Annotated in this window: 23 protein-coding genes; 11 read left to right on the top strand and 12 right to left on the bottom strand. The window is 68.8% G+C overall.

The window, feature by feature from the left end:
* Position 1 precedes the first annotated feature (1 nt).
* The 7 genes from CDN99_RS25730 to gspG form a co-directional block, all read right to left on the bottom strand.
* On the bottom strand, positions 2-499 hold the full coding sequence (locus CDN99_RS25730; RefSeq protein WP_088388217.1) for a type II secretion system protein M: 498 nt from the start codon (positions 497-499) through the stop codon (positions 2-4).
* Positions 496-1,710: a type II secretion system protein GspL gene (gspL, locus tag CDN99_RS25735; RefSeq protein ID WP_088388219.1), complete on the bottom strand. Its 1,215-nt coding sequence runs from the start codon at positions 1,708-1,710 to the stop codon at positions 496-498. Before gspL ends, CDN99_RS25730 begins: the two co-directional genes overlap by 4 nt.
* Positions 1,711-1,870: 160 nt before the next feature.
* Complete coding sequence (gene gspK / locus CDN99_RS25740; RefSeq protein WP_088388221.1) at positions 1,871-2,875, bottom strand: type II secretion system minor pseudopilin GspK; 1,005 nt, start codon at positions 2,873-2,875, stop codon at positions 1,871-1,873.
* Positions 2,872-3,588 (bottom strand): PulJ/GspJ family protein, encoded by a 717-nt coding sequence (locus CDN99_RS25745; RefSeq protein WP_088388223.1) that lies wholly within the window; start codon positions 3,586-3,588, stop codon positions 2,872-2,874. The genes gspK and CDN99_RS25745 overlap by 4 nt, the downstream gene beginning before the upstream one ends.
* Positions 3,588-3,971, bottom strand: coding sequence for a type II secretion system minor pseudopilin GspI (gene gspI, locus CDN99_RS25750; protein WP_088388225.1), 384 nt, complete (start codon positions 3,969-3,971; stop codon positions 3,588-3,590). The genes CDN99_RS25745 and gspI overlap by 1 nt, the downstream gene beginning before the upstream one ends.
* On the bottom strand, positions 3,968-4,480 hold the full coding sequence (locus CDN99_RS25755) for a type II secretion system protein (RefSeq protein ID WP_088388227.1): 513 nt from the start codon (positions 4,478-4,480) through the stop codon (positions 3,968-3,970). The genes gspI and CDN99_RS25755 overlap by 4 nt, the downstream gene beginning before the upstream one ends.
* Positions 4,481-4,546: 66 nt before the next feature.
* On the bottom strand, positions 4,547-4,996 hold the full coding sequence (gspG, locus tag CDN99_RS25760) for a type II secretion system major pseudopilin GspG (protein WP_375134464.1): 450 nt from the start codon (positions 4,994-4,996) through the stop codon (positions 4,547-4,549).
* A 55-nt stretch (positions 4,997-5,051) separates the two neighbouring features.
* On the opposite strand from gspG, the gene CDN99_RS25765 reads away from it, so the two are divergent.
* Entirely contained in the window at positions 5,052-5,672 is a 621-nt protein-coding gene (locus tag CDN99_RS25765; protein WP_088388229.1) for a hypothetical protein, read from the top strand.
* A gap of 99 nt (positions 5,673-5,771) precedes the next feature.
* On the opposite strand, the gene CDN99_RS25770 is transcribed toward CDN99_RS25765, so the two are convergent.
* Positions 5,772-6,890, bottom strand: a complete 1,119-nt coding sequence (locus CDN99_RS25770) for a nicotinate-nucleotide--dimethylbenzimidazole phosphoribosyltransferase (protein WP_088388231.1) — start codon at positions 6,888-6,890, stop codon at positions 5,772-5,774.
* A gap of 208 nt (positions 6,891-7,098) precedes the next feature.
* On the bottom strand, positions 7,099-8,682 hold the full coding sequence (ilvA, locus tag CDN99_RS25775; protein ID WP_088388233.1) for a threonine ammonia-lyase, biosynthetic: 1,584 nt from the start codon (positions 8,680-8,682) through the stop codon (positions 7,099-7,101).
* A gap of 467 nt (positions 8,683-9,149) precedes the next feature.
* On the opposite strand from ilvA, the gene CDN99_RS25780 reads away from it, so the two are divergent.
* Positions 9,150-9,572, top strand: coding sequence for an OsmC family protein (locus CDN99_RS25780; protein ID WP_088388235.1), 423 nt, complete (start codon positions 9,150-9,152; stop codon positions 9,570-9,572).
* Positions 9,573-9,619: 47 nt separating this feature from the next.
* Here the strand turns inward: CDN99_RS25780 and coq7 are convergent, their stop codons facing one another.
* On the bottom strand, positions 9,620-10,279 hold the full coding sequence (coq7, locus tag CDN99_RS25785; RefSeq protein WP_088388237.1) for a 2-polyprenyl-3-methyl-6-methoxy-1,4-benzoquinone monooxygenase: 660 nt from the start codon (positions 10,277-10,279) through the stop codon (positions 9,620-9,622).
* Positions 10,280-10,371: 92 nt separating this feature from the next.
* Between coq7 and CDN99_RS29445 the strand changes: the two genes are divergently transcribed.
* From CDN99_RS29445 to CDN99_RS25820, 8 genes are all read left to right on the top strand, one after another.
* A complete protein-coding gene (locus tag CDN99_RS29445; RefSeq protein WP_238139708.1) occupies positions 10,372-10,536 on the top strand; it encodes a hypothetical protein in 165 nt (54 codons plus the stop codon).
* Positions 10,537-10,553: 17 nt separating this feature from the next.
* The gene (locus CDN99_RS25790) at positions 10,554-11,573 is read left to right on the top strand and encodes a porin (protein ID WP_088388239.1); all 1,020 of its coding nucleotides are present in this window, start codon (positions 10,554-10,556) and stop codon (positions 11,571-11,573) included.
* A 364-nt stretch (positions 11,574-11,937) separates the two neighbouring features.
* A complete protein-coding gene (locus tag CDN99_RS25795) occupies positions 11,938-12,999 on the top strand; it encodes a porin (protein WP_088388241.1) in 1,062 nt (353 codons plus the stop codon).
* A gap of 283 nt (positions 13,000-13,282) precedes the next feature.
* Positions 13,283-14,260 carry an ABC transporter permease gene (locus CDN99_RS25800; RefSeq protein WP_088388243.1) on the top strand — a complete coding sequence of 326 codons (978 nt, stop codon included), beginning with the start codon at positions 13,283-13,285 and terminating at the stop codon, positions 14,258-14,260.
* A 1-nt stretch (position 14,261) separates the two neighbouring features.
* Positions 14,262-15,482, top strand: coding sequence for a M20 aminoacylase family protein (locus CDN99_RS25805; RefSeq protein ID WP_088388245.1), 1,221 nt, complete (start codon positions 14,262-14,264; stop codon positions 15,480-15,482).
* A 67-nt stretch (positions 15,483-15,549) separates the two neighbouring features.
* Complete coding sequence (locus tag CDN99_RS25810; protein ID WP_088388247.1) at positions 15,550-16,542, top strand: ABC transporter permease; 993 nt, start codon at positions 15,550-15,552, stop codon at positions 16,540-16,542.
* A 13-nt stretch (positions 16,543-16,555) separates the two neighbouring features.
* A complete protein-coding gene (locus CDN99_RS25815) occupies positions 16,556-17,527 on the top strand; it encodes an ABC transporter ATP-binding protein (protein ID WP_088388249.1) in 972 nt (323 codons plus the stop codon).
* On the top strand, positions 17,524-18,594 hold the full coding sequence (locus CDN99_RS25820) for an ABC transporter ATP-binding protein (RefSeq protein ID WP_088388250.1): 1,071 nt from the start codon (positions 17,524-17,526) through the stop codon (positions 18,592-18,594). Before CDN99_RS25815 ends, CDN99_RS25820 begins: the two co-directional genes overlap by 4 nt.
* A 2-nt stretch (positions 18,595-18,596) precedes the next feature.
* On the opposite strand, the gene lptM is transcribed toward CDN99_RS25820, so the two are convergent.
* On the bottom strand, positions 18,597-18,788 hold the full coding sequence (lptM, locus tag CDN99_RS25825; protein WP_088388252.1) for an LPS translocon maturation chaperone LptM: 192 nt from the start codon (positions 18,786-18,788) through the stop codon (positions 18,597-18,599).
* An 86-nt stretch (positions 18,789-18,874) separates the two neighbouring features.
* On the opposite strand from lptM, the gene cyaY reads away from it, so the two are divergent.
* Positions 18,875-19,228 carry an iron donor protein CyaY gene (cyaY, locus tag CDN99_RS25830; protein WP_088388254.1) on the top strand — a complete coding sequence of 118 codons (354 nt, stop codon included), beginning with the start codon at positions 18,875-18,877 and terminating at the stop codon, positions 19,226-19,228.
* 169 nt (positions 19,229-19,397) lie between these two features.
* Here cyaY and CDN99_RS25835 read toward each other — a convergent pair whose 3' ends face one another.
* Positions 19,398-21,842, bottom strand: a complete 2,445-nt coding sequence (locus CDN99_RS25835; protein WP_088388256.1) for a penicillin-binding protein 1A — start codon at positions 21,840-21,842, stop codon at positions 19,398-19,400.
* Between the last annotated feature and the right edge of the window lie 342 nt (positions 21,843-22,184).

The raw sequence follows: 22,184 nt of genomic DNA on the forward strand, positions 1-22,184 counted from the left end.
ATCAGTTCCCCGCCGCGGCGGGCAGCAGCAGCGTCATGCGGCCGCTGTAGCCCTGCGGACCGTTCTGCAGCTCGACTTCCTGCGGCCGGGCGCGCGCGCCCTGGCGGGCCTCGCCGATCCATGACGACAGCGCCGCGCCGGACACGCCGCGCAGACGCAGTTGCGCCTGCGTGCCGGCGATGGTCAGTTCCGCCGCCGGACCGAGCCGGGCGGTGGCGGCGCGCAGCGCGGTGATCGACTGCTCGGCCGACACCGGCACCGCCTGCCGCAGCGCCTGCGTCTGCTGCGCCATCGCGCGCATCTGCTGCAGCTCGCGGTCGAGGCGGTCGATCTCGCCGGGCGCGCGGCGCAGCGTCGTCCAGGCCGGGGCCAGCGCGATCAGCCACAACAGCAGCAGGCCCACCAGCGCGACGGTCAGTCGGGCGATCAGGCGCTCGCGCGGCGCGGCGGCCGACCAGCGGGCCTCGAAGTCACGGCGCATCGTCGTGAAGCTGTTCATCGCGTCTCGGGTCGCAGGCTGAGTTGGAGCGCATCGCCTTCGTCGGCGACGCGCAGCGTGGTGTCCTGGCCGAGCCGCTCGCGCAGTTGGGCGCGTTGAGGCGGCGTCAGGCCGGAGAGCTGCAGCCGGTTCTGCTCATACCGCAGGCCGGGCAACGGCGCCTCGCCGGGCGGCCAGGCGCGGGCGACGGCGGCCAGCAGGTCTTCCAGATCGCCCGGTCCGACCTGGCCGGCGCCGCCGCGCAGCGCCTCGGTCTCGCGGACCATCTGGGCGCGCGCGTCGCGGATCACGCGGACCTGCGGGAAGCTCTGACGCAACAGCGCCTCCTGCTCGGCCTTGCGGGCGTCGACGGCGCGGCCTTGCTGCCACGCCATCGCGTTGAGCCCGACGACCTGCACCAGCACGAGGCCGACCACGCCCCAGCGGAACGGCCGCCAGGTCGGCGACTGCAGCGTCTGCCAGGCGTGCTGCACGCGCTGCCAGCCGCGCTGGCTCGGGGTCAGGTCGAATTGCAGCAGGTTGATCGGCGTCTGGCGGGCGGCCCAGGCGCGTTCGGTGTCGCTGAGCACCTGCACCGGGCGGCCCAGCGCTTGTTCGGCGTCGGCAGCGGCGACCGGGCTGGCGCTCACGGCGGCGTTGGCCAGCCAGTCCTCGCCCAGCCATTGACGCAGGCCGCCGCTGTCCAGCGGCAGCGTCGCGACGCCGTCCCCATGCCAGGCCCGCAGCCGGGCGCGGCCGTCGGCGCCGGCCGAGACGTGGCCGCCCGCGGCCGCCCGCGGCCACGACAGCGGCAGCAGCGCGTCGACGTGCAGGCCCGCGGCCTCGAAGGCCTGCAGGTGCGCGCGCAGCGGTTCGCGCGCGGTGACGGCGACCCAGTGCGTCGGGCCGTTCTCTTCGGTGGACGGATGTTCGAGCAACGCAAGGTGCAGCCGCTCGGGATCCTCCAGCAATTGCTCCTCCATCACGCCGACGACGGCGCCGCGCAGCTTGGCGCCCTTGACCTTGGGCAGGCGCGCGGGTAACCAGCTGAGCTGGTCGTCGCCGATCAGCGCCATCACCCGGTCGGCGCGCGGCAGCGCGGACAGCGGCGCGCGCTCGCCGTGGCCCGGGGCGTGGGCCGGCGCTTGCGCGTCGTTGCTGAACCAGTATTCGTAATCAGGCGTGCCGGGGCCCTGGAGGGGCGCGGGCAGCAAGATGAGCAGGGTACTCATGAGAAGGCGGATTCTAGGAGGGCTTCCGTGACGGATTCGGAGCGTTCATCTCCGAGGAAGCCCGTAGTCGATCGTTCCCCGGCGGGCGGCATCGCCGGGACGGTCGGGACCGCGGAAGTCCCGAGGGGCGTCGCCCGGTCCGGCCTCGCGCCGGGCGCCGTCACGGGTTGGCTCCGTAGCCGCTGCCGGCGGGGCCGGGCAGTTGCCGCCGCAGCCGCTGGCGGTCCAGCACGACCATGTCCAGGCCGCGCCGCTGGATCAGCGACCGCTGGGCCAGCACGCGGTCGTCCAGGCGCAATTGGCCCTCGACGAAGAAGAAGGAACTGGTGAACGCGGTGCGCTCGGTGTTGATCTCCACGCCTTGCGGCAGGTAGGGCTTGACGTCCTCCAGCGACCGGAACGGCTTGGCCTGCCGCGCCCGCACCACGCGGTCGGCGCTGCCCCGGTCCATGCCCTCGAACAGCGCGGCGATCACCTCGCGCGAGGCGGTGTTCAGGTTCACCGGTGTCGGCTGCGGCAGGATGACCACCAGCGGGCTCAGCCGCGCGATCTGGTCGTCGCTCAGCCCCAGCCAGCGCAACTGCTCCAGGCGCGTGGGCAGCAGCGGCATCTCGCCCTGCGGCGCGCTGGCCGGGTTCGCGGCCTGGCGCAGGCTCAGCTGCAGTTGTTCGGCGAGGCCGGTGCCCAGTCCGGCGGACTGGAACAAGCGCGCCGCGACGCGCAGCTCCAGCGGGTTGCCGCCGGCCAGGTTGCGCAGGTTGTAGCGGGACTGCGCGTCCTCGATGTGGCCGGACAGGAAGGCGTCGGGGCCGGCGTCGGCGCTGTTGTTGTCGTCGGCGGACAGGAAGCTCGACAGGCGCGCCTCCGCCAGCGGCACCGCCCACACCTCGCCGAGGTGGTCGACGTTGTCCTTCTGGTTGGCGCGCGCGTCTTCGCGCAGGATCAGCCGGGCCCAGTCGAGCGCGCCCTGCAGCACCCAGTCCGCCTGCGCGCGACCGCGCTCGGCCGATTCCACCTGGATGCTGCGCGCCTGCCGCCACAGCATCGCGGCGGACAAGGTGGTGATCAGCACGACGATCAGCAGCGCGGTCAGCAGCGCCGCGCCGCGTTGACGGCGCACGGGCGGCGGGGCGGCGGCGAGGTCGGGGCTGCGAGGCGCGCTCATGAGCCGTTGCTCTCCACCGGGACTTCGCGGATCAGCTCGCCTCGATAGCCGCTGTCTTCGGCGAACTGCAGGCGCATGCGCACGCCGGTCGGCACCACGCGGCGCGTGGTCACCGTCTGGCCGGCGGCGGCGGACGCCGGGCTGGTGCTCGGCGTGACGTCGTCGCTGGACTGGGCGTTGCTCCAGCCGTTGCCGCGGAAGAAATACATCTGCCAGCTCGCCACGCCGGACAGCCCCGGCATCGCGCGCAGTTCCTCGGCGCTGAGCTGCTGGCTGCGGAACCAGGCATCCTGCAGCGCGTCGCGGGTGGTGGTGGGCGCGGACTCCCAGCGGCTCAGGCGGCCTTCGCGCAGTTGCCAGCAGACGAGTTGCAGACCGGTCTCGCGCCGGCGCGTGAGGCGCAGCGTCGCGCCGTCGAAGGCCAGCGCCGGCACCAGCGTGCTGTCCTGCACCTCGCGCAGGTCCAGTTCCCATTGGCGCATCAGCGTCTGCAGGGTCTCCGCCCGCTCCATCGTGGCCTCGTTGTGCTCGCGGCTGGTCGTCAGCACGGACACGGCGCGCCAGGCCATCACCGTCATCACCGCCATGATGACCAGCGCGATCACCACCTCGATCAGCGTGAAGCCGCGCGATCCCCGCGATCCGCCGGATCGGCGCGCGCCGCTGGGGCGCCCCGGGATCACGGCCCGGCGCGACGGCGGTGCGGTCCGCATCAGTAGCGCCCCACGATGGTGGTCAGGGTCAGCAGCGGCCGGTTGTCCTCGTCGAACACCTGCGCCTCGACGCGGCGGAAGTTCGGGTTCGGCGTGCCCCGCACGGCCATCTTGCCGCTGAAGTTGCGGCCCAGCTGGGTGCAGGTGAAGCTGTTGTCCCCGACGCCGGGGAAGACCTTGGTCAGGCGCATCTCGGTCAGTTCGTTCTCGGCGCACCACTGCGCCAGCCCGTTGATGGAGAGGCGCTCGGCGTTGGTGGTCATCGCGCCCGCGGCCCGCAGGCCGGCGGCCAGGCACAACGCGACGATCACCAGCGCGACCAGCACCTCGATCAGCGTGAAGCCGCCGGCGCGCGGCGAGGGGGCTCGGCGTCCGGGCGTCATGCGTCGCCCTTCAGGACGGAGAACGGGCGCAGACCGTCGGTGACGAGGCTGATGCGGTGATCGCCGCGGATCAGCGTCACGCGCTGCGCGCCGATCAGCGGCTCGGGTCCCAGGCGCAACGTGCGGCCGTTGGCGGCGGCGCCGCGGATCTCGATGATCGGCGGCTCGCCCAGCCAGGGCTGCTCCAGTGCCAGGCGCTTCACCAGCGCCGGCGGCAGCCCGGTGATGCGGTAGCGGCCGATGTCGTTGCCGGCATCGGGCACCCAGCGGACGTCGAGCGACGCGGCCCGGGCCTCGGCCCGGGCGGTCTCGAGCACCGAGGCCAGATGCAGCGCCTCGCGCTCGAGTTCCGCGTCGGCGCGGTCGCGCACCGCCATCGCGACCGTCGCGCTGGCGATCGCGACGATGGTGATCGCCACGATCAGTTCGATCAGCGTGAAGCCGCGCTGGACCCGGCGCCGCCACGACGGGCGGCGTTCACGGAGGCGGCCGGACGGACGCGCGCTCACGATGGACTGGGACTCGGGTGGACGCGGTCGGACGAGGGGGCAGGGCGCGCGGCCGGGGCGGCGCGCTTATTCCCAGGAGCCGATGTCGGCGTCGTTGCCTTCGCCGCCCGGCTTGCCGTCGGCGCCGAAGCTGTAGACATCGACTTCGCCCTTCAGACCCGGGTTGTCGTATTGGTAAGGATTGCCCCAGGGATCCTTGGGCAGCTTCTCGACGTAGACCTTCCAGTTGGCCGCGGCGGGGCCGGAGGTCGGCTTGGCGACAAGCGCGCCCAGTCCTTGCTCGGCGGTCGGGTAGCGCCCGTTGTCCATCTTGTAAAGCTTGAGCGCCTGCATCAGCGTGTTGACGTCGGAGCGCGCCGCGGTGCGGCGGGCCTCGGACACGTGGTTCATCACCGCTGGCACGACCACGGCGCCCATGACCGCGACGATGGTGATGGCGACGATCAGCTCGATCAGGGTGAAGCCGCGCTGGGCGCGACGTGGCAGGAGCGGGAAGAGAGTCCGGCGCATGGTCATGCAATCCTTGCGGAGCCGCCCGCGGCGGCCCATCGCGCTGCATCATAATCGTCGGATGCATGCACGATGGTTAAGCTTCGTCGTCTGGGCGCTGCTCGCGGCCAGTCTCGCGTATTGGTCGCTGGTGCTGATGGCCAAGGGCCCGGCGGCGCCGGCTCAGTCGCGCGCCGCGATGTCGGACGCCGCGCCCGCGGATTGGACGCGATTGTTCGCCGCCGGTCAGCCGGCCGCGCCGGTCGAGGCCACCTCGTCGCGTTATCAACTGCTCGGCGTCGTGGCGCCGTCGGCGGGGGATCGCCATCCGGGCGAGGGCGTCGCGCTGATCGCCGTGGCCGGTGCGCTGCCCAGGCCGGTGCGCATCGGGCAAGTGGTGGACGGCGATCTGAAGCTGATCGAGATCTCGCGTCGCGAGGCCGGGCTCGGCACGGACGGCACGGTGACGATTCGCCTGACCGTCGCTTCGAGCGCCGCCGGTGGCGACGCCATGCCCGGCCAGCCGCCGCAGGTGGTGCCCAGTGCCTACGTCGCACCGCCCCCGCCGAACTTCAACAACGGCCAGGCCGGTCCGGGACGTGGTTTCGGCCCCGGCGCCGAAGGCATGGTCATTCCGACCGCGATCAATCCGCAACTGCCGGTGCAGCAGCCGGGCGACGGCAGCGCGAATCCGTTGAAGTGATCGGTCGAAGGTCCGTGCCGCGATCGAGCGGGGCGGGGCCAGGAAGTGCGGGGCCCGAGAACGCAGGCCCGGACAACGCAGGGGCGGCTTGACCGCCCCTCAGTATTTGGAGCCGAACGACGACCGCCCCGGCCCGGTGTGCAGCGCGCCGGCGTGGCTCGACGACGAGTCGCGCAGGTCCGAGGGGCGGCTGTGGATGGGGCCGTCGGGCAGGTCCTGCACGTCGGTCAACAGCGCGGCGGCGCAGCGTAGCAGCGGCCAGGCCAGCGTCGCGCCGGTACCGTCCCCGCATTCCATGCCCAGCTCCAGCAGCGCCGCCGCGTGGAACAAGGCCAGCGCCTCGTCCAGCCCGCGGTGCGTCGTGCTGCGGCAGAACACCGCGTAGTCCGTCACCGGCGGCGCGATCATCGACGCCACCTTCAGCGCCGCGCAGGCCGGCATGCCGTCGACCAGGATCAGCTGGCGCTTGGACGCCGCCACCAGCATCGCGCCGACCATCACCGCCAACTCGAACCCGCCGAACGCGGCCAGCACCGCCATCGGCTCCTCGACGTCCCGATGGCGCGCTTGCGCGCCCTGCAGGACCAGCATCAGGTGGGCCAGGTCGTTGTGCGGCATGTCCGGACCGGACACGATGAAGTCCTGCACCGGCATGTCCATCAAGCGCGACAGCACCAGTGCCGACGCCTCCATCGACCCCTGGCCGAGGCCGGCGCAGGCCAGCACGTTGCCGGCCAGGTTGTCGGAAATCTCCATGCCGACACGCACGCCGGCATGCGCCTGCTCCAGCGTCATCGCCGGACCGGCGCGCGAGTTGCGCGTGCCGTGCGCGATCTTGCGGGCGAGCAGCCGTTGCTGCGGGCTGAGCGGCTCGGCGATGCCGCAGTCGACGACGGTGACGTGCATGCCCTGGCTGCGCGCGAAGACGGTGGCCGGCAGGCGGTGCTGCAGCGCAAGCAGCGCCTGCTCGCGCGTGCTGCGGCCGTTGGGCAGCGCGATGCCGTCGACGGCCAGGCCGTGATCGGCGGCGAACAGCACCAGCGTCGGATCGCGCAGCCGCGGTGTCTGCGTGTTCTGGATCAAGCCCAGCCGCACCGCCAGCGGCTCCAGTTCTCCCAGCCGTCCCGCGAGCGCGCAGCGCCGCTCCAGGCGCTGGCGCAAGGCACGCTCCAACTCCGGATTGGCCGTCGGCGAGATGAGGGACTGGTGAATGGACATGGGACGAACCAACAACCGCTGCGACGCCGTACGTGGACAAGGAACCGGAACGCGCGGGCTGAACCCGGCGCGGACCGCCATTCTGGGCCCACGCGGCGCGGCCACCATCGGCAATTGCCCCGGCGCCGCGCGTCTGCCCCTTGTCCCTGGGGCAGGTGTTGGTGTCAAGCCGTAACCGGGCGCTGAGGCGCCCGGACGTGACCTGTCCTCAACGCAGGAACAGGCGGTACACCGGGTTGTCGGTTTCCTCGGTGTACGGATAGTTCAACTGGTCCAGGAAGACCTTGAAAGCCTTGCCGTCGCCCTTGGGAACTTGCACGCCAACGAGGATGCGGCCGTAATCGGCGCCCTGGTTGCGGTAATGGAACAGGCTGATGTTCCAGTCCGGGCTCATGCTCGACAGGAAGCGCATCAGCGCGCCGGGCCGCTCGGGGAAGATGAAGCGGAACAGCCGCTCGTTCTCCGCCAGTTCGGTCCGGCCGCCGACCATGTGACGGACGTGCTGCTTGGCCAGTTCGTCGTCGGTCAGGTCGACGGTCGGGAAGCGGTGTTTCTCGAAACTGCGCGCCAGTTTCTCGGCCTCGTCCCGCTTGGCGATCGAGACGCCGACGAACACGTGCGCCTCGTCGCGATCGGAGATGCGGTAGTTGAATTCGGTCACGCTGCGGCCACCGACCAGCTCGCAGAAACGGCGGAAGCTGCCGCGTTCCTCCGGAATGGTCACGGCGAACAGCGCCTCGCGTTCCTCGCCGACCTCGGCCCGCTCGGCGACGAAGCGCAGGCGGTCGAAGTTCATGTTGGCGCCGCAGGTGATGGCGATGAAGGTCTGGCCCTTGCAGCCGTGCTGCGCCGCGTACTGCTTGATCGCCGCGACGCCCAGGCCGCCGGCCGGCTCCAGGATGCTGCGGGTGTCGACGAAGACATCCTTGATCGCGGCGCAGACGGCGTCGGTGTCGACCAGCACGTAGTCGTCGACCAGTTCGCGGCAGATGCGGAAGGTCTCCTCGCCGACCAGCTTGACCGCGGTGCCGTCGGAGAACAGCCCCACATCGGTCAGCGCCACCCGCTTGCCGGCGCGCACCGAGCGCACCATGGCGTCTGAATCCTTGGTCTGGACGCCGATGATCTTGATCTCGGGCCGCACCGCCTTGATGTACGCGGCCACGCCGGAGATCAGCCCCCCGCCGCCGATGGCGACGAAGATCGCGTCGATGGGGCCGGGGTGCTGGCGCAGCAGCTCCATCGCGATCGTGCCCTGGCCGGCGATGACGTCGGGATCGTCGAACGGATGGACGAAGCTCAGGCTCTGCTGGCGCTCGAGTTCCAGCGCATGCTCATAGGCGTCGGTGAACGACTCGCCCGCCAGCACGACCTCGCCGCCGAGCGCCTGGACGGCGTCGATCTTGAGCTTGGGCGTGGTCACCGGCATCACGATGACGGCGCGACAGCCGAGTTTCCTCGCCGACAGCGCCACGCCCTGGGCGTGGTTTCCGGCGGACGCGCAAATCACGCCGCGGGCGAGTTGATCGGCGCTCAGGTGCGCCATCTTGTTATAGGCGCCGCGCAGTTTGAAGCTGAATACCGGTTGCTGGTCCTCGCGTTTCAGCCAGACCTTGTTGCCGATGCGCTTGGAGAGATTGCGGGCGGGATCCAGGGCGGTTTCCTGGGCGACCTCATACACCTTCGCGTTGAGAATTCGCTGGAGATAACTCTGGTCGGCGGGCAATAACGCGGGAAGCGCCGATGGGCGCCGCGGGGTGGTCTTGCGCGATGCGCGGCGGGTGCCGGCCATGGAATTCCCTCCAGATCCCCCACCGGCCGGGAAGGTGGCCTGAGACGGGGCGGACGATGATATGCGAGGGTTTGCCCGAGGCGGGCCGGCGCGCCGGGCGCGGGAACGCGCCGGGCTTTCGCCATTCGAGGAGCGTCCCTTGCGCCGGACGGGGGCGGTCCACGCGGACGAAAAAAAGCCCGAGGCTTGTGGCCTCGGGCTGAATCCACCATGGAGGCGGTGGAGGAGACAATCGGCGCGATGCGACCCCACTCGTGGGATAGCGCTATCGCATGCCTAGAATTCTAGGGCGGAGCATGCTGCGCTGCAATATTTTTCAGGTTCCCGGCGGTGGAGTCGGGACTCTAGATGCGCAAAATCACCGCCAGAGTCGACCGGATCACCGGCCGGCGGTCAGAAAATGGGGTCGGAGTGGTCCGATCCCGGTGGTTCGCGTCGCCGCGGACGGAGTCAGGAAGGATCATCGAATGGAATGCACGATCAACTGGATGGGCGCGGACGGCATGAGCTTCATCGCCGAGACCGGCAGCGGCCACATGATCAACATGGACGGCGCGCCGGACGGCGGCGGTCGCAACCTCGCGCCGCGGCCGATGGAAACCGTGCTGGCCGGCACCGGCGGCTGCACCGCGTACGACGTGGTGCTGATCCTCAAGCGTGGGCGGCATGACGTGCGCGGTTGCCAGGTCAAGATGAGCGCGGACCGGGCCGAGGTCGACCCGAAGGTGTTCACCAAGATCCACATGCACTTCGTCGTCACCGGCAAGGACCTGCCGCAGGCGGCGGTGGAACGCGCGGTCGCGCTGTCGCACGAGAAGTACTGCTCCGCCAGCATCATGCTGGCGAAGACGGCGGCGATCACCACCTCGGTGGAGATCGTCGAGGCTTGAGTCGGGGGGGGGGGCTGGGAGGAAGCGACCGGCCGCCGCTCGCTTCCTCAGAGGTGATGGGCGGTGCGCGTCATCACCTTGGCGGCGAGCCGCATCAGCCCCTTGACCGGCGCGGGCAGGTCGACGGCGCCCAGGGCGCGCGCCTCGTCCGCATGGCGGGCTTCCTCGTCCTTCATCTGGGCGACGATCGCGCGGGAGCTGTGGTCGCCCACGGGGAGCCGTTCCAGATGGCTGGCCAGATGGGCCTCGACCTGGCGCTCGGTCTCGACGACGAAACCCAGGCTGACCTTGTCGCCGACCAGCCCCGCCAGGGTGCCGATGGCGAAGGCGCCGCCATACCAGAGCGGATTGAGCAGGCTGGGGCGGTCGTTCAGGTCGCGCAGCCGCTGGGCGGTCCAGGCGAGGTGATCGATCTCCTCCTGGGCGGCGTGCTCCAGATGCTCGCGCAAGGCGTCGTCGCGGGTGTTCAGCGCCTGAGCCCGGTAGAGTCCCTGCGCGCAGATCTCCCCGACGTGATTGACGCGCATCAGCGCGGCCGACAGCTTGCGCTGCGCGTCGTCCATCGCGGCGTCGGGCGTGGCCGCGACCGGCGTCGGGCGAGCCATCGGCGCGACCCCCGCCAGCGTCTTGAGGCTCTGGTCCAGTGTGGAAAGCCACGCATCGGCGCGGGACGGACTGCGCGCCGGGCGCCGGGACTGAGATTGCATCGTGAACACTTGCCTTGGCGAGGAGCTCGCAGTTTAGGAGCCTGGGGGCGTGGCATCCGAAATCGGCTACCAGCGCTTTGTGCGAATGCCTGATGACACAAATCTTTAAGCTCATACGCGTTGCTTCGACCCAACGAAATCAGGACTTTTACGGGGTGCTGGCTGGTCAGGCGCGAATGGACCTGTTGCAATACACCACAGCTTCATTGCAGGAGCTTGGTTTGCGAGCGATCAACCGGATCCCGCAGCCTCATTGAAGATCTAGGAGTCTCTAATGAAGAAATCTCTCGTCGCGCTGGCTGTGCTGGCTGGTTTCGCTGGTGCCGCTGCCGCTCAATCGTCGGTGACCCTGTTCGGTGTGATCGACGTGGCCGCCCGTTACACGAAGGCCAACGGTCAAGACACGAAGCAGCTGACCAATGACGGCAGCAGCTCCAGCCGTTTCGGCGTCCGTGGCGTTGAAGACCTCGGTGGCGGCCTGAAGGCTGGCTTCTGGCTGGAAGGCGCCCTGGCTGCCGACACCGGCACCGCTGACGCCACCCGCTTCTGGGGCCGTCGCGCTTCCGTGAGCCTGATGGGCGACTTCGGTGAAGTCCGTCTGGGCCGTGGCAAGACCTCGACCCGCCTGGTCGTCGATGATTTCGACGTCTACACGACCACCGGCCTGGGTGACGTGACCCGCGTGTACAGCCTGCTGGGCAGCGGCATCGACACCATCAACCGTGCCGACAACCTGGTTCAGTACTTCCTGCCGTCCGACCTGGGTGGCGTGTACGGCTCGTTCGACGTCGCCGCTGGCGAAGGCGTGAACGGCAAGAAGTCCTACGGTGGCCGCCTGGGCTACAAGATGGGCGACCTGAACGTGGCCGGCGGTTACCAGACCACCGACTCGTTCAACTCGAAGTACAAGCAACTGTCCCTGGGCGGTAGCTACGACTTCAAGGTCGTCAAGGTCAACGCCCTGCTGACGCAACTGAAGTTCGGCAGCCTGAAGCAGAACGTCTACACGATCGGCGCCCTGGTGCCCGTGACGGCCGCCGGCTCGGTGACCGCTCAGTTCAGCAAGGCCAGCACCAACGGTACGGCTGATGCTTCCGCCACCACCGCTGGCGACGCCAAGTTCCTGACGGTCGGCTACCAGCACAACCTGTCGAAGCGCACCGCGCTGTACACGACGGCGTCGTACATCAAGAACGACGGTCTGGCCGCTTTCCGCGTCCAAACGAACGCTGTCGCCGCTGCTCGCGGTGGCAAGTCCGGCGGCCTGGACGTGGGTATCAAGCACAGCTTCTGATCCCCCACGGATCCAGCGCTCCGGCGCTACGAAAACCGCCCCTCGGGGCGGTTTTTTTTCGTCCCGACGCGCCTGGGCGTTCTGCGGTTGGAGTGGGCGATGCGTGGGTGACGGCGCTGCTGCTCGTTTCCACGGAGGGGCCGGACAGCGCCAGGGTCAGGTCATGCAGCCATCGATCAAGCTCTGTCGCCGCAATGCACTCTTGTTGATTTTGTAGGGTCGCTGCCGGGGTTTTCCCTCTGTCCAAGCGTCACGAACTTGACAGGGTTTGCTCGCGTGGGCGATGTGCAACATGGACGGTCTCCCTCCGGGGTGTTCGCTGAGAATCAGTCACGGCGACCAAACCAAACAAAGGAGACATCACATGAAGAAAGCCGCATTGGCGTTGGGCATCCTCGCAGCCAGCACGAGTGCCGCATGGGCCCAATCGAGCGTGCAGCTCTACGGCATCATGGACGTGGGGCTGCGCTACACCAGCAACGCCAACGCCGGATCGTCCCAGAAGCAGGTCATCCCTGGCGGCATGTCCCAGAGTCGCCTCGGCATCAACGTGAACGAAGATCTGGGTGGCGGCCTGAAGGCCATCGCCAACCTGGAGCACCGGCTGAACTCCGACACCGGCACCGTCGCCGCGGCCGACTTCTGGCGCCAGTCGTGGGTCGGCATCCAGTCGAGCGACTTCGGCCGCATCACGCTGGGCCGTCAGTACAACATCCTGTTCGACATCTACACCTCGACCTACGCGTCGTTCAAGTACTCGCCCTACATCGAGGCTTACAAGCCCGAGATCGGCCTGTCGATGGGTGCTCGCCAGGACAACATGGTCAAGTACCTGATCGAGTCCGGCCCGATCCGCGCCGAGGTGCAAGTCTCCGCCGGTGAAGGTACCGGCCCGAACAAGTCCTATGGTGGCCTGCTGCGTTATGCCGAGGGCGCCTTCTCGGTGGGCGGCGCCTTCCTGCAGGTCACGGACCAGCTCGGCTTCAAGGCCAAGGGCTGGACCGCGGGCGGTGCGTACACCAACGGCCCGTTGTACGTGAACCTGTCCTGGGCGACCAACAAGTTCGACCAAGGCGGCATCCTGGGCACGGCCTACACCGCCGGCCTGCTGGGTCCGGTGCTGAACGCCGCGGCGAACGACGTCAAGAAGCGCGACATGATTTCCGCCGGCTTCACCTACCAGCTGACGCCTCAGTTGAATCTGGGCGCGCATTACTGGTATGCCCAGCAGACGCATTACAGCGCGGCCCTGGCCAACACGAAGAGCAAGGGACACTACGCCGCGATCGTGGCGGACTACGCCTTCTCCAAGCGCACGGACGCCTACGTCGAGCTGGACTACACCAAGCACAGCGGCGCGGTTCGCTTCGCCAACGGTGCCGAGAAGCGCGGCGGCTCGATCGTCGGCCTGCGTCATCGTTTCTGATCCTGCCTGATTCCCCCTGGCGCCGCGATCCGCGGCGCTCACGAGACCGCCTTCGGGCGGTCTTTTTCATGGCGAGACGCGCGTGGCGAGAGCAGGTCGCGCGGAACATCGCCGCAGGCGCGACCGATGCGCGCCCCCGTGGTGTTCACGCGCCGTTAAGGAGTAACCCACTTGTCCAGAGCGGGGGTGTCCCGGATGATGGCTGCTTCAAAAGCGCCATGCCCCCGGGGGTCAGGTCGTGCCAGGGCCACAAGCCTTGGGTCGCCGCCGGTGGCCACTCTTCATGCTGGTTTTCATTCTTCGCCGTCTGGCGCAGGCCATCGTCGTCATGCTGGCGGTGGCTTTCATCGCCTTCATGCTATTCCAGTACGTCGGCGACCCGGTTCACAACCTGCTCGGCCAGGACGCCACGCCGGAGCAGCGCGAGCAGCTTCGCAAGGACCTGGGGCTCGATCAATCGTTCGCCGTGCAATTCGCGCACTTCGCCGCCAATGCGGCGCAGGGCGAGTTCGGCATCAGCCTCAAGCAAGGCCGCAAGGTGTCCGCGCTGATCGCGGAACGCTTCCCGGCGACGCTCGAGCTGTCCGCCGTCGCCGCGCTGATCGCGCTGGTGTTCGGCATCCCGCTGGGGGTGTATTCGGCGCTGCGACGGGGGGGCTTCGGCGCCCAGGTGCTGATGACGCTGTCACTGCTCGGGGTCGCGTTGCCGACCTTCCTGATCGGCATTCTGTTGATCCTGATCTTCGCGGTGCACCTGGCGTGGTTACCGAGCTACGGCCGCGGGGACGTGGTCATGCTCGGCGAGTGGAGCACCGGGCTGTTGACCGGCGACGGCCTGCGTCACCTGTTGCTGCCGGCGATCACGCTGGCGGTGTACCAACTGACCTTGATCATGCGCATCGTGCGCGCGGAAATGCTGGAGGTGCTGCGCGCCGACTACATCAAGTTCGCCCGAGCCCGCGGCCTGACGAACCGCGCGATTTACTTCGGCCATGCGCTCAAGAACACGCTGGTGCCGGTGATCACGATCACCGGTTTGCAGCTGGGATCGCTGATTGCCTTCGCCATCATCACCGAGACCGTGTTTCAATGGCCCGGCATGGGCCTGCTGTTCATCCAGGCGGTTCAGTTTGCCGATATCCCGGTGATGGCCGCCTACCTCTGCCTGATCTCGCTGATCTTCGTGGTGATCAACCTCGTGGTGGACCTGCTGTACTTCGCCGTCGATCCCCGCCTGCGCGTGCGGGGGGGAGCGCATTGACATGAGCTCGCCCCAGACCCTGAGCACCGCCGCCGCGGGCACCTACCAGCGGCTGCTCGAAGCGCGTGGCGAGCTGGTCGCGCTGCGGCGCGAGCTGCACACGATGCCGGAACTCGGCTTCGAGGAGCATCGCACCGCCGCCCGCATCGCGCAGGCCTTGAAGGTCTGCGGCGTCGACGAGATCCACCAAGGCATCGGCCGCACCGGACTGGTCGCGGTGATCCACGGCCAGACGACGCCGGGCACGACACCGCGGCTGTTTGGCCTGCGCGCCGACATGGACGCGCTGCCGCTGCGCGAGCAGAACGACTTCGCGTGGCGCTCCGCGACCAACGGACTGATGCATGCCTGCGGCCATGACGGTCACTGCGCGATGCTGGTCGGCGCGGCCCGCCACCTGGCGCAGACGCGGCGTTTCGCCGGTACGGCGGTGCTGGTGTTCCAGCCGGGCGAGGAAGGTTACGGCGGTGCTCGCGAGATGATCGCCGACGGCCTGTTCGATCGCTTCCCGGTCGAATCGATCTATGCGATGCACAACTGGCCGCACCTGCCGCCCGGCAAGATCGGCCTGAACCGAGGCGCGATGATGGCCGCCGCGGACCGCGTGCAGATCAGCATCCAGGGTCGAGGCGGCCATGGCGCGCACCCGCACCTGAGCGTCGATCCGGTGCTGATCGCCGGCCACATCATCACCGCGGTGCAGAGCCTGGTGTCGCGCAACATCGCGCCCATCGAGCAGGCGGTGGTCAGCCTGTGTTCGATGCAGGCCGGCGAGTCGAGCGCTTTCAGCGTGATCCCCGAACTGGCGCAACTGACCGGCACCGTGCGCAGCTTCAAGCCCGAGGTGCAGCAACTGCTGGAAGAGCGCATGACGCGGCTGGTCGAGTCGGTCGCGCTGGGTTTCGGCGCGAGCGCGAAGGTCGACTATCAGCGCCTGTATCCCGCCACGATCAACAGCGCGCCCCAGGCCGACTTCGCGGTCCGCGTCGCGCAGTGGCTGGTGGGCGCGGAGAACGTCGACGACAAGTTGCCGCCGAGCATGGGCTCGGAGGACTTCGCCTTCATGCTGCAGGCCCGGCCGGGCGCCTACCTGCGCCTGGGGCAGGGCGGTCCCTGCGGTCTGCATCAACCGCGCTACGACTTCAACGACGAGATCCTGCCGCTGGGGTCCGCGCTGTTCGCGGCGCTTGTCGAGCACGGCCTGCCGCTCGCCCCGCATTGACCGCGGCCCCTGCGCCGCCCGCCATCCCTTCGATAGCCCGCATGACCCCGACCGGAAAGTCCGCCGCATGAGTTCCTCCGCGCCGCCCTCGGTGCCGCCCTCGGTTCCACCTGTCCAGACCCCGCCCGTCGCCGCGACGGTGAAGAAGGCGCCGAACGCCTTCCAGCGCTTCTTCGACGGCGACGTCTGGTATTCGTTCACCCACTCCCCGACGGCGATGGTCGCGGCCGTGGTCGCGCTGATTTGCGTCGTGTGCGCCGTCTTCGCGAACTGGATCGCGCCGCACGACCCGTTCGATCTGGCCGCGCTGGAGCTGATGGATTCGCGTCTGCCGCCGGCCTGGAGCGACGGCGGGTCGACCAAGTACCTGCTCGGCACCGACGACCAGGGTCGCGACCTGCTGTCCGCGATCATGTACGGGGCGCGGATCTCGCTGCTGGTCGGTGTCGCGTCGGTGCTGCTGTCGATGCTGATCGGCGTCGCGCTGGGGCTGCTGGCCGGTTTCGTCGGCGGCAAGGTGGATGCCTTCATCATGCGCGTGTGCGATGTGATGCTGTCCTTTCCGTCCATCCTGATCGCGCTGCTGATCGACGGCATCGGTCGCGTCGTCTTCAAGGACGCGCACGCCTCGCTGGCCTTCGCGGTGCTGATCCTGGCGATCTCGCTGACCGGCTGGGTGCAGTACGCACGCACGGTGCGCGGCTCGACGCTGGTCGAACGCCACAAGGAGTACGTGCAGGCCGCGCGCGTGATCGGCGTCAAGCCGTGGGCGATCATGTGGCGGCATGTGCTGCCCAACGTCACCGGCCCGGTGCTGGTGCTGGCGACGCTGCAGGTCGCGTCGGCGATCCTGACCGAGGCGACGCTGTCCTTCCTGGGCGTGGGCGTGCCGCCGACGAGCCCGTCGCTGGGCACGCTGATCCGCATCGGCAACGACTTCCTGTTCTCCGGCGAATGGTGGATCACCATCTGGCCCAGCGTGGTGCTGGTGATGATCGCGCTCTCGGTGAACCTGCTCGGGGACTGGCTGCGCGACGCGCTCAATCCCCGCCTGCGTTGAACGGCTGGCTCCCATGACCGCTCCCCTGCTTCAAGTCCGCCACCTGCGCGTGGAATTCCCGACCCGCCGCGGCACGCTGCTGGCGCTGGACGACATCAGCTTCGACATCGCGCCCGGCGAGGTGCTGGGCGTCGTCGGCGAATCCGGCGCCGGCAAGTCCCTGACCGGCGCGGCGATCATCGGCCTGCTCGAGCCGCCCGGCCGCATCGCCGGCGGCGAGATCCTGCTGGAGGGCCGACGCATCGACAACCTGCCGCCCGACCAGATGCGGCGCGTGCGCGGGCGCCAGATCGGCGCGATCTTCCAGGATCCGTTGACGTCGCTGAACCCGCTGTACACGGTGGGCCGGCAGTTGGTCGAGACCATCACCACGCACCTCGGCCTGAGCGCCCGCCAGGCGCGTGCCCGCGCGATCGAGCTGCTGGCGGCGACCGGCATCCCCGCGCCCGAGGCGCGCGTGGACCAGTACCCGCATCAGTTCTCCGGCGGCATGCGGCAGCGCGTGGTGATCGCGTTGGCGCTGGCGGCCGATCCCAAGCTGATCGTCGCCGACGAACCGACCACGGCGCTCGACGTGTCCATCCAGGCGCAGATCATCGCGTTGCTCAAGCGCGTGTGCCGGGAGCAGGGCGCCGCGGTGATGCTGGTGACGCACGACATGGGCGTCATCGCCGAGACCTGCGACCGCGTCGCCGTGCTGTACGCCGGCCGCATGGCGGAGATCGGGCCGGTGCAGGAGGTGATCCATCGCCCGGGGCATCCGTACACGACCGGTCTGATGGGCTCGATCCCGGCCATGGACGAAGACCGCGAGCGCCTGGTCCAGATCGACGGCGCGATGCCGCGCCTGAACGCGATTCCGCCGGGTTGCGCCTTCCACCCGCGTTGCCCCAAGGCCTTCGACCGCTGCCATCAACAGCGCCCTGAACTGATGAAGGCGCCCGCGACCGACGCGGCCTGCTGGCTGCATGGGAGTGCCGCATGACGGTGACGATCGAATCGACCGGCGCGGCGAAGCCGGAGGTGTCCACGGCAAAGACCGGCGCCACGGCGGGGCGTCCCCTGGTCGAGGTGCGCGAGCTGGCGAAGACCTTCGACGTGTCGGCGCCTTGGCTCAACCGCGTGGTCGAACGCAAGCCGCGCCAGTTCGTCCATGCGGTGGATGGCGTCAGCTTCGCGATCGAGCGCGGCCAGACGCTGGCGCTGGTGGGGGAGTCCGGCTGCGGCAAGAGCACCGTGGCGCGCCTGCTGGTCGGCCTCTATTCGCCGAGCCGCGGCGAGGTCCGCTTCGACGACGGCGACATCGCGACGACGTTGAAGGGCCCACAGGCGCAGGCCCTGCGGCGACGGATGCAGATGATCTTCCAGGATCCGTATGCGAGCCTGAATCCGCGCTGGAAGGTGCAGGAGATCGTCGCCGAACCGCTGCGCGAGCACGGCCTGGTGCGCGACACGGCCGAGCTCAAGCGCCGCGTCGGCGAGCTGCTCCAGTCGGTGGGCCTGTCGCCGGCGGATGCCGAGAAGTTTCCGCACCAGTTCTCAGGCGGTCAGCGCCAGCGCATCTCGATCGCGCGGGCGCTGGCGACCGAGCCCGAGTTCCTGGTCTGCGACGAGCCCACCTCGGCGCTCGATGTGTCGGTGCAGGCGCAGGTCCTGAACATCATGAAGGACCTGCAACGCAAGCAGGGCCTGACCTACCTGTTCATCTCGCACAACCTGGCGGTGGTGCGGCATGTCGCCGATCAGGTCGGCGTGATGTACCTCGGGCGTTTGGTCGAGCAGGCCGACAAGCGCGCGCTGTTCGCGACGCCCAGGCATCCGTACACGCGGATGCTGCTCGATGCGATCCCTGACATTCACATGACGGGGCGCTCACGCACCCCCGTGCAGGGGGAAGTGCCCAATCCGCTGAATCCCCCCAGCGGGTGCAGCTTCCACCCCCGTTGCCCGCATGCGAATGCGCGCTGCGCGGCGGAGCGGCCCGCGTTGATCGAACTCCAGGGCACGGGCATCCGCGTCGCGTGCCACGCGGTGGAGGAGGGGCGGATCTGAGCTCAGCGCGCCGGCATCGTCTCCGCGCTCGCGGCGGAGGCCGGCGTTGGCGCGGCGGCCGGGGTTGTGGCCGGGGTGGTGGCGCGGCCCTTGTCCGTCGGCGGCAACTGCAGCGGGCGCTTCTGGCCGCAGGCGGCCAGGGTCAGGAGCGCGCTACACAACATCAGCCCCGTCATGGCCTTGCCCGCGCGCATGCGGGCGGTCGTGGAGGCAGCGCCTACACTTCGCGTCTTCGTGTTTTTCATGGACCGCAGTCTAGCGAGTCCGCTCCCCGCTTCCCATGACCGCCACCGCCACGCCCCTCTCCGATGCCGACTACGACGCCCGCACCGATGCCGTCCTGGCCAGCATCGAGCAGGACATCGATGCCTGGCTGGACAGCGACGTGATCGACGTCGACCAGCACCGCACCGGCGGACTGCTCGAACTGCAGTTCCCCGATCGCAGCAAGATCGTCGTCAACACCCAGCCGCCGCTGCACGAGCTCTGGCTGGCGTCCCGCCGCGGCGGATATCACTTCAAGTTCTTCGACGGCCGGTGGCTGGACACGAAGGATGGTCGAGAGTTCTTCGCGCGCTTGTCCGACGAAGCGTCGTCGCACGGCGGCAAGACGCTGACGTTCTCGGGTGTTTGACGCCTGACGCCAGCGCGGGTCTTCGAGGCGGCGCCGCCTGCCTCGCTCCCCGACGACCGCCAACGGTCGTAATGAAAAAAGCGCCCGAGGGCGCTTTTTCGTTGGGGTCAGCGATCGATGATCAACGCCAAGCGCCAAGCGCCAAGCGCCAAGCGCCAAGCGCCGGGCCTCAGCGCTTGAAGAGATCCAGGATGCTCTTCTTCTCTTCCTCGGTGCCCGACGTGGGCACGCGGTCGTCGCCGCTGAGCGCCTTGACGCCGTTGTTGCCGCTGTACTCGTCGTAGAACCATTCGCCGTTGACGTTGAGGACGCCCTCCGGCGGCTGGATCTCCTGCACCGGCGTGTTGCGCAGCGCGTACTGCATGAACTCCACCCACACCGGCAGCGCCAGCCCGCCGCCGGTCTCGCGGTCGCCGAGCTTGCGAGGCTGGTCGTAGCCGATCCAGACCACCGCCGTCAGGTCGGGCTGGAATCCGGCGAACCACGCATCCATCGAGTCGTTGGTCGTGCCGGTCTTGCCATAGATGTCGGGCCGCTTCAGCATCGCCTGCGTCCGGGCCGCGGTGCCGCTGCGGGCCACTTCCTGCAGCAGGCTGTCCATCAGGTAGGCGTTGCGCGGCTCGATCGCGCGTTGCGCGTCGTCGAACGGCTTGAGTTGTTGCTGGTAGAGCAGGCGGCCGGCATGGTCGGTGATGCGCTGCACCAGCTGGGGTGCGATCCGGTAGCCGCCGTTGGCGAACACCGAGTAGGCCTGCGCCATCTGCATCGGCGTCACCGAGCCCGCGCCCAGCGCCATCGTCAGGTAGGCCGGGTGCTTGTCCGCCTCGAAGCCGAAGCGGGTGATCCAGTCCTGCGCGTAGCGGACGCCGATCGATTGGAGCACGCGGATCGACACCATGTTCTTGGACTTGGCCAGCGCCCGGCGCAGCGGCATCGGTCCCTCGAAGGTGCCGTCGTAGTTCTTCGGCTCCCAGGGCTGGCTGCCGGTCGTCGACGCATCGAAGAAGAGCGGCCCGTCGTTGACCACCGTCGCGCCGTTGAAGCCCTTCTCCAGCGCCGCGGAGTAGATGAACGGCTTGAAGCTGGAGCCTGGCTGCCGCCAGGCCTGGGTCACGTGGTTGAACTTGTTCTTGTTGTAGTCGAATCCGCCGACCAGTGCCCGCACGCTGCCGTCCTTGGGATTGAGGGCGACGAAGGCGCCTTCGACCTCGGGCAACTGGGTGATGGTCCAGTCGTCCTTGTTGTTGCGCACCAGCTTGATGACCCGGATCACCGCGCCGCGCCGGATGCGCGTCTTGGGGTTGCCCTTCTCGGACAGGCCGGAGGTCGCGGGCTTCAGGCCCTCGCCGGTGATGGTGACGGTCTCGCCGCTCTGGAGCGCCGCGGTCACCTTCTTGGGATCGGCTTCCAGTACGACGGCGGCCAGCAGCTCGTCGTTGGCCGGATGGTCGGAGAGGGCCTCGGCGATGCGGGTGTCCAGCTCCTTGGGGTCCGCCGGCAGGTCCACGTAGGCCTCGGGACCGCGGTACACCTGACGGCGCTCGTAGTCCATGATGCCGCGGCGCAGCGCGCGGTAGGCGCGTTCCTGCTCGTCGGCATGCAGCGTCAGGTAGACATTGAGGCCGCGGGTGTAGGCCTCGTCCCCGTATTGGCTGAAGATCAGCTGGCGCGCCAGTTCCGCGACGTACTCGGCATGGCTGGCCGCCTCCTGCGGGGGGCGGATGCGCAGCTTCTCGGCCTTGGCCTGGGCGTGCTGCTCGGGCGTGATGAAGCCCATCTCCAGCATCCGGTCGATGATGTATTGCTGACGCAACAGTGCCCGGCGCGGATTGTTGATCGGGTTGTAAGCGGATGGTGCTTTTGGCAACCCGGCGAGCATGGCGGACTCGGCGATCGAGAGGTCCTTGAGCGGCTTGCCGAAGTAGACCTCGCTGGCCGCCGCGAAGCCGTAGGCGCGGTGACCCAGGAAGATCTGGTTCATGTAGATCTCGAGGATCTTCTCCTTCGAGAGCGCGCGCTCGATCTTCAGCGCCAGCAGGATCTCGTAGATCTTGCGGGTGAAGGTTTTCTCGGTGGACAGGTAGAAGTTCCGCGCCACCTGCATCGTGATCGTGGACGCGCCCTGGCTGCGGGACTCGCCGACGTTGGCCAGCCCGGCGCGGATCACGCCCAGGTAGTCCACGCCGCCGTGCTGGTAGAAGCGCGCGTCCTCGATCGCCAGGATGGCGTCCTGCATGACCTTGGGGATCTCGCGGATGTCGGAGTAGCTGCGGCGCTCCTCGCCGTATTCGGCCAGCAATTGGCCCTCGCTGGACATCACGCGCAGCGGCAGCTTGGGCCGGTAGTCGGTCAGGCCGGAGATGTCCGGCAACTGGGGGTAGGCCATCGCCAGCGCCATGCCGACCAGCAGCGCGATCGCGCCGGCGCCGGCCAGGATCAGACCCAGCAGCCAGGCGAGCGCGCGGACGAACCACGGCGCGCGCGGCCGGGGCTTGCCCTTCGCGCCCTTGGAGGACTTGCCGCCACCGCGGGCGCCGCCGCCCTGGGCGGCCTTGTCGGCAGGGGCGTCAAAGGAGGGTTCGGTGGGCTCGGCGGGAGGTTTCTTCGAGGGCATGGGCCGGAGTGTGCAATCTTGCGTGCCCCGCCTCGCCCTATCAGGGCCTGCACGGGTGACGATTCGGGTCGCGAGCGGCGATTATAGGAACCCATCGGATCGTCGCCCGGCGCCTTTCGCTCTTTGGCGCCCGACCTTTCGGAGAACTTGCGGCATCCCCCGTGAGCCCCCCGAAAGGCTAAGGAGATATTGGCGATTGATGCGGAAACTGGCCTTTTCGGGGCCCCCTTTTCAACGCATTACCACCTATCAGTGGCGTGTATGTTACGCAACGTGGTGTTACGTGCTGTGACTGCTTTGCCTTGGGGCGACAAAGGCTTTGCTGATAGCATTCAAGTAACT

Source organism: Roseateles aquatilis (assembly GCF_002205645.1).
Classification (GTDB): Bacteria; Pseudomonadota; Gammaproteobacteria; order Burkholderiales; family Burkholderiaceae_C; genus Roseateles; species Roseateles aquatilis.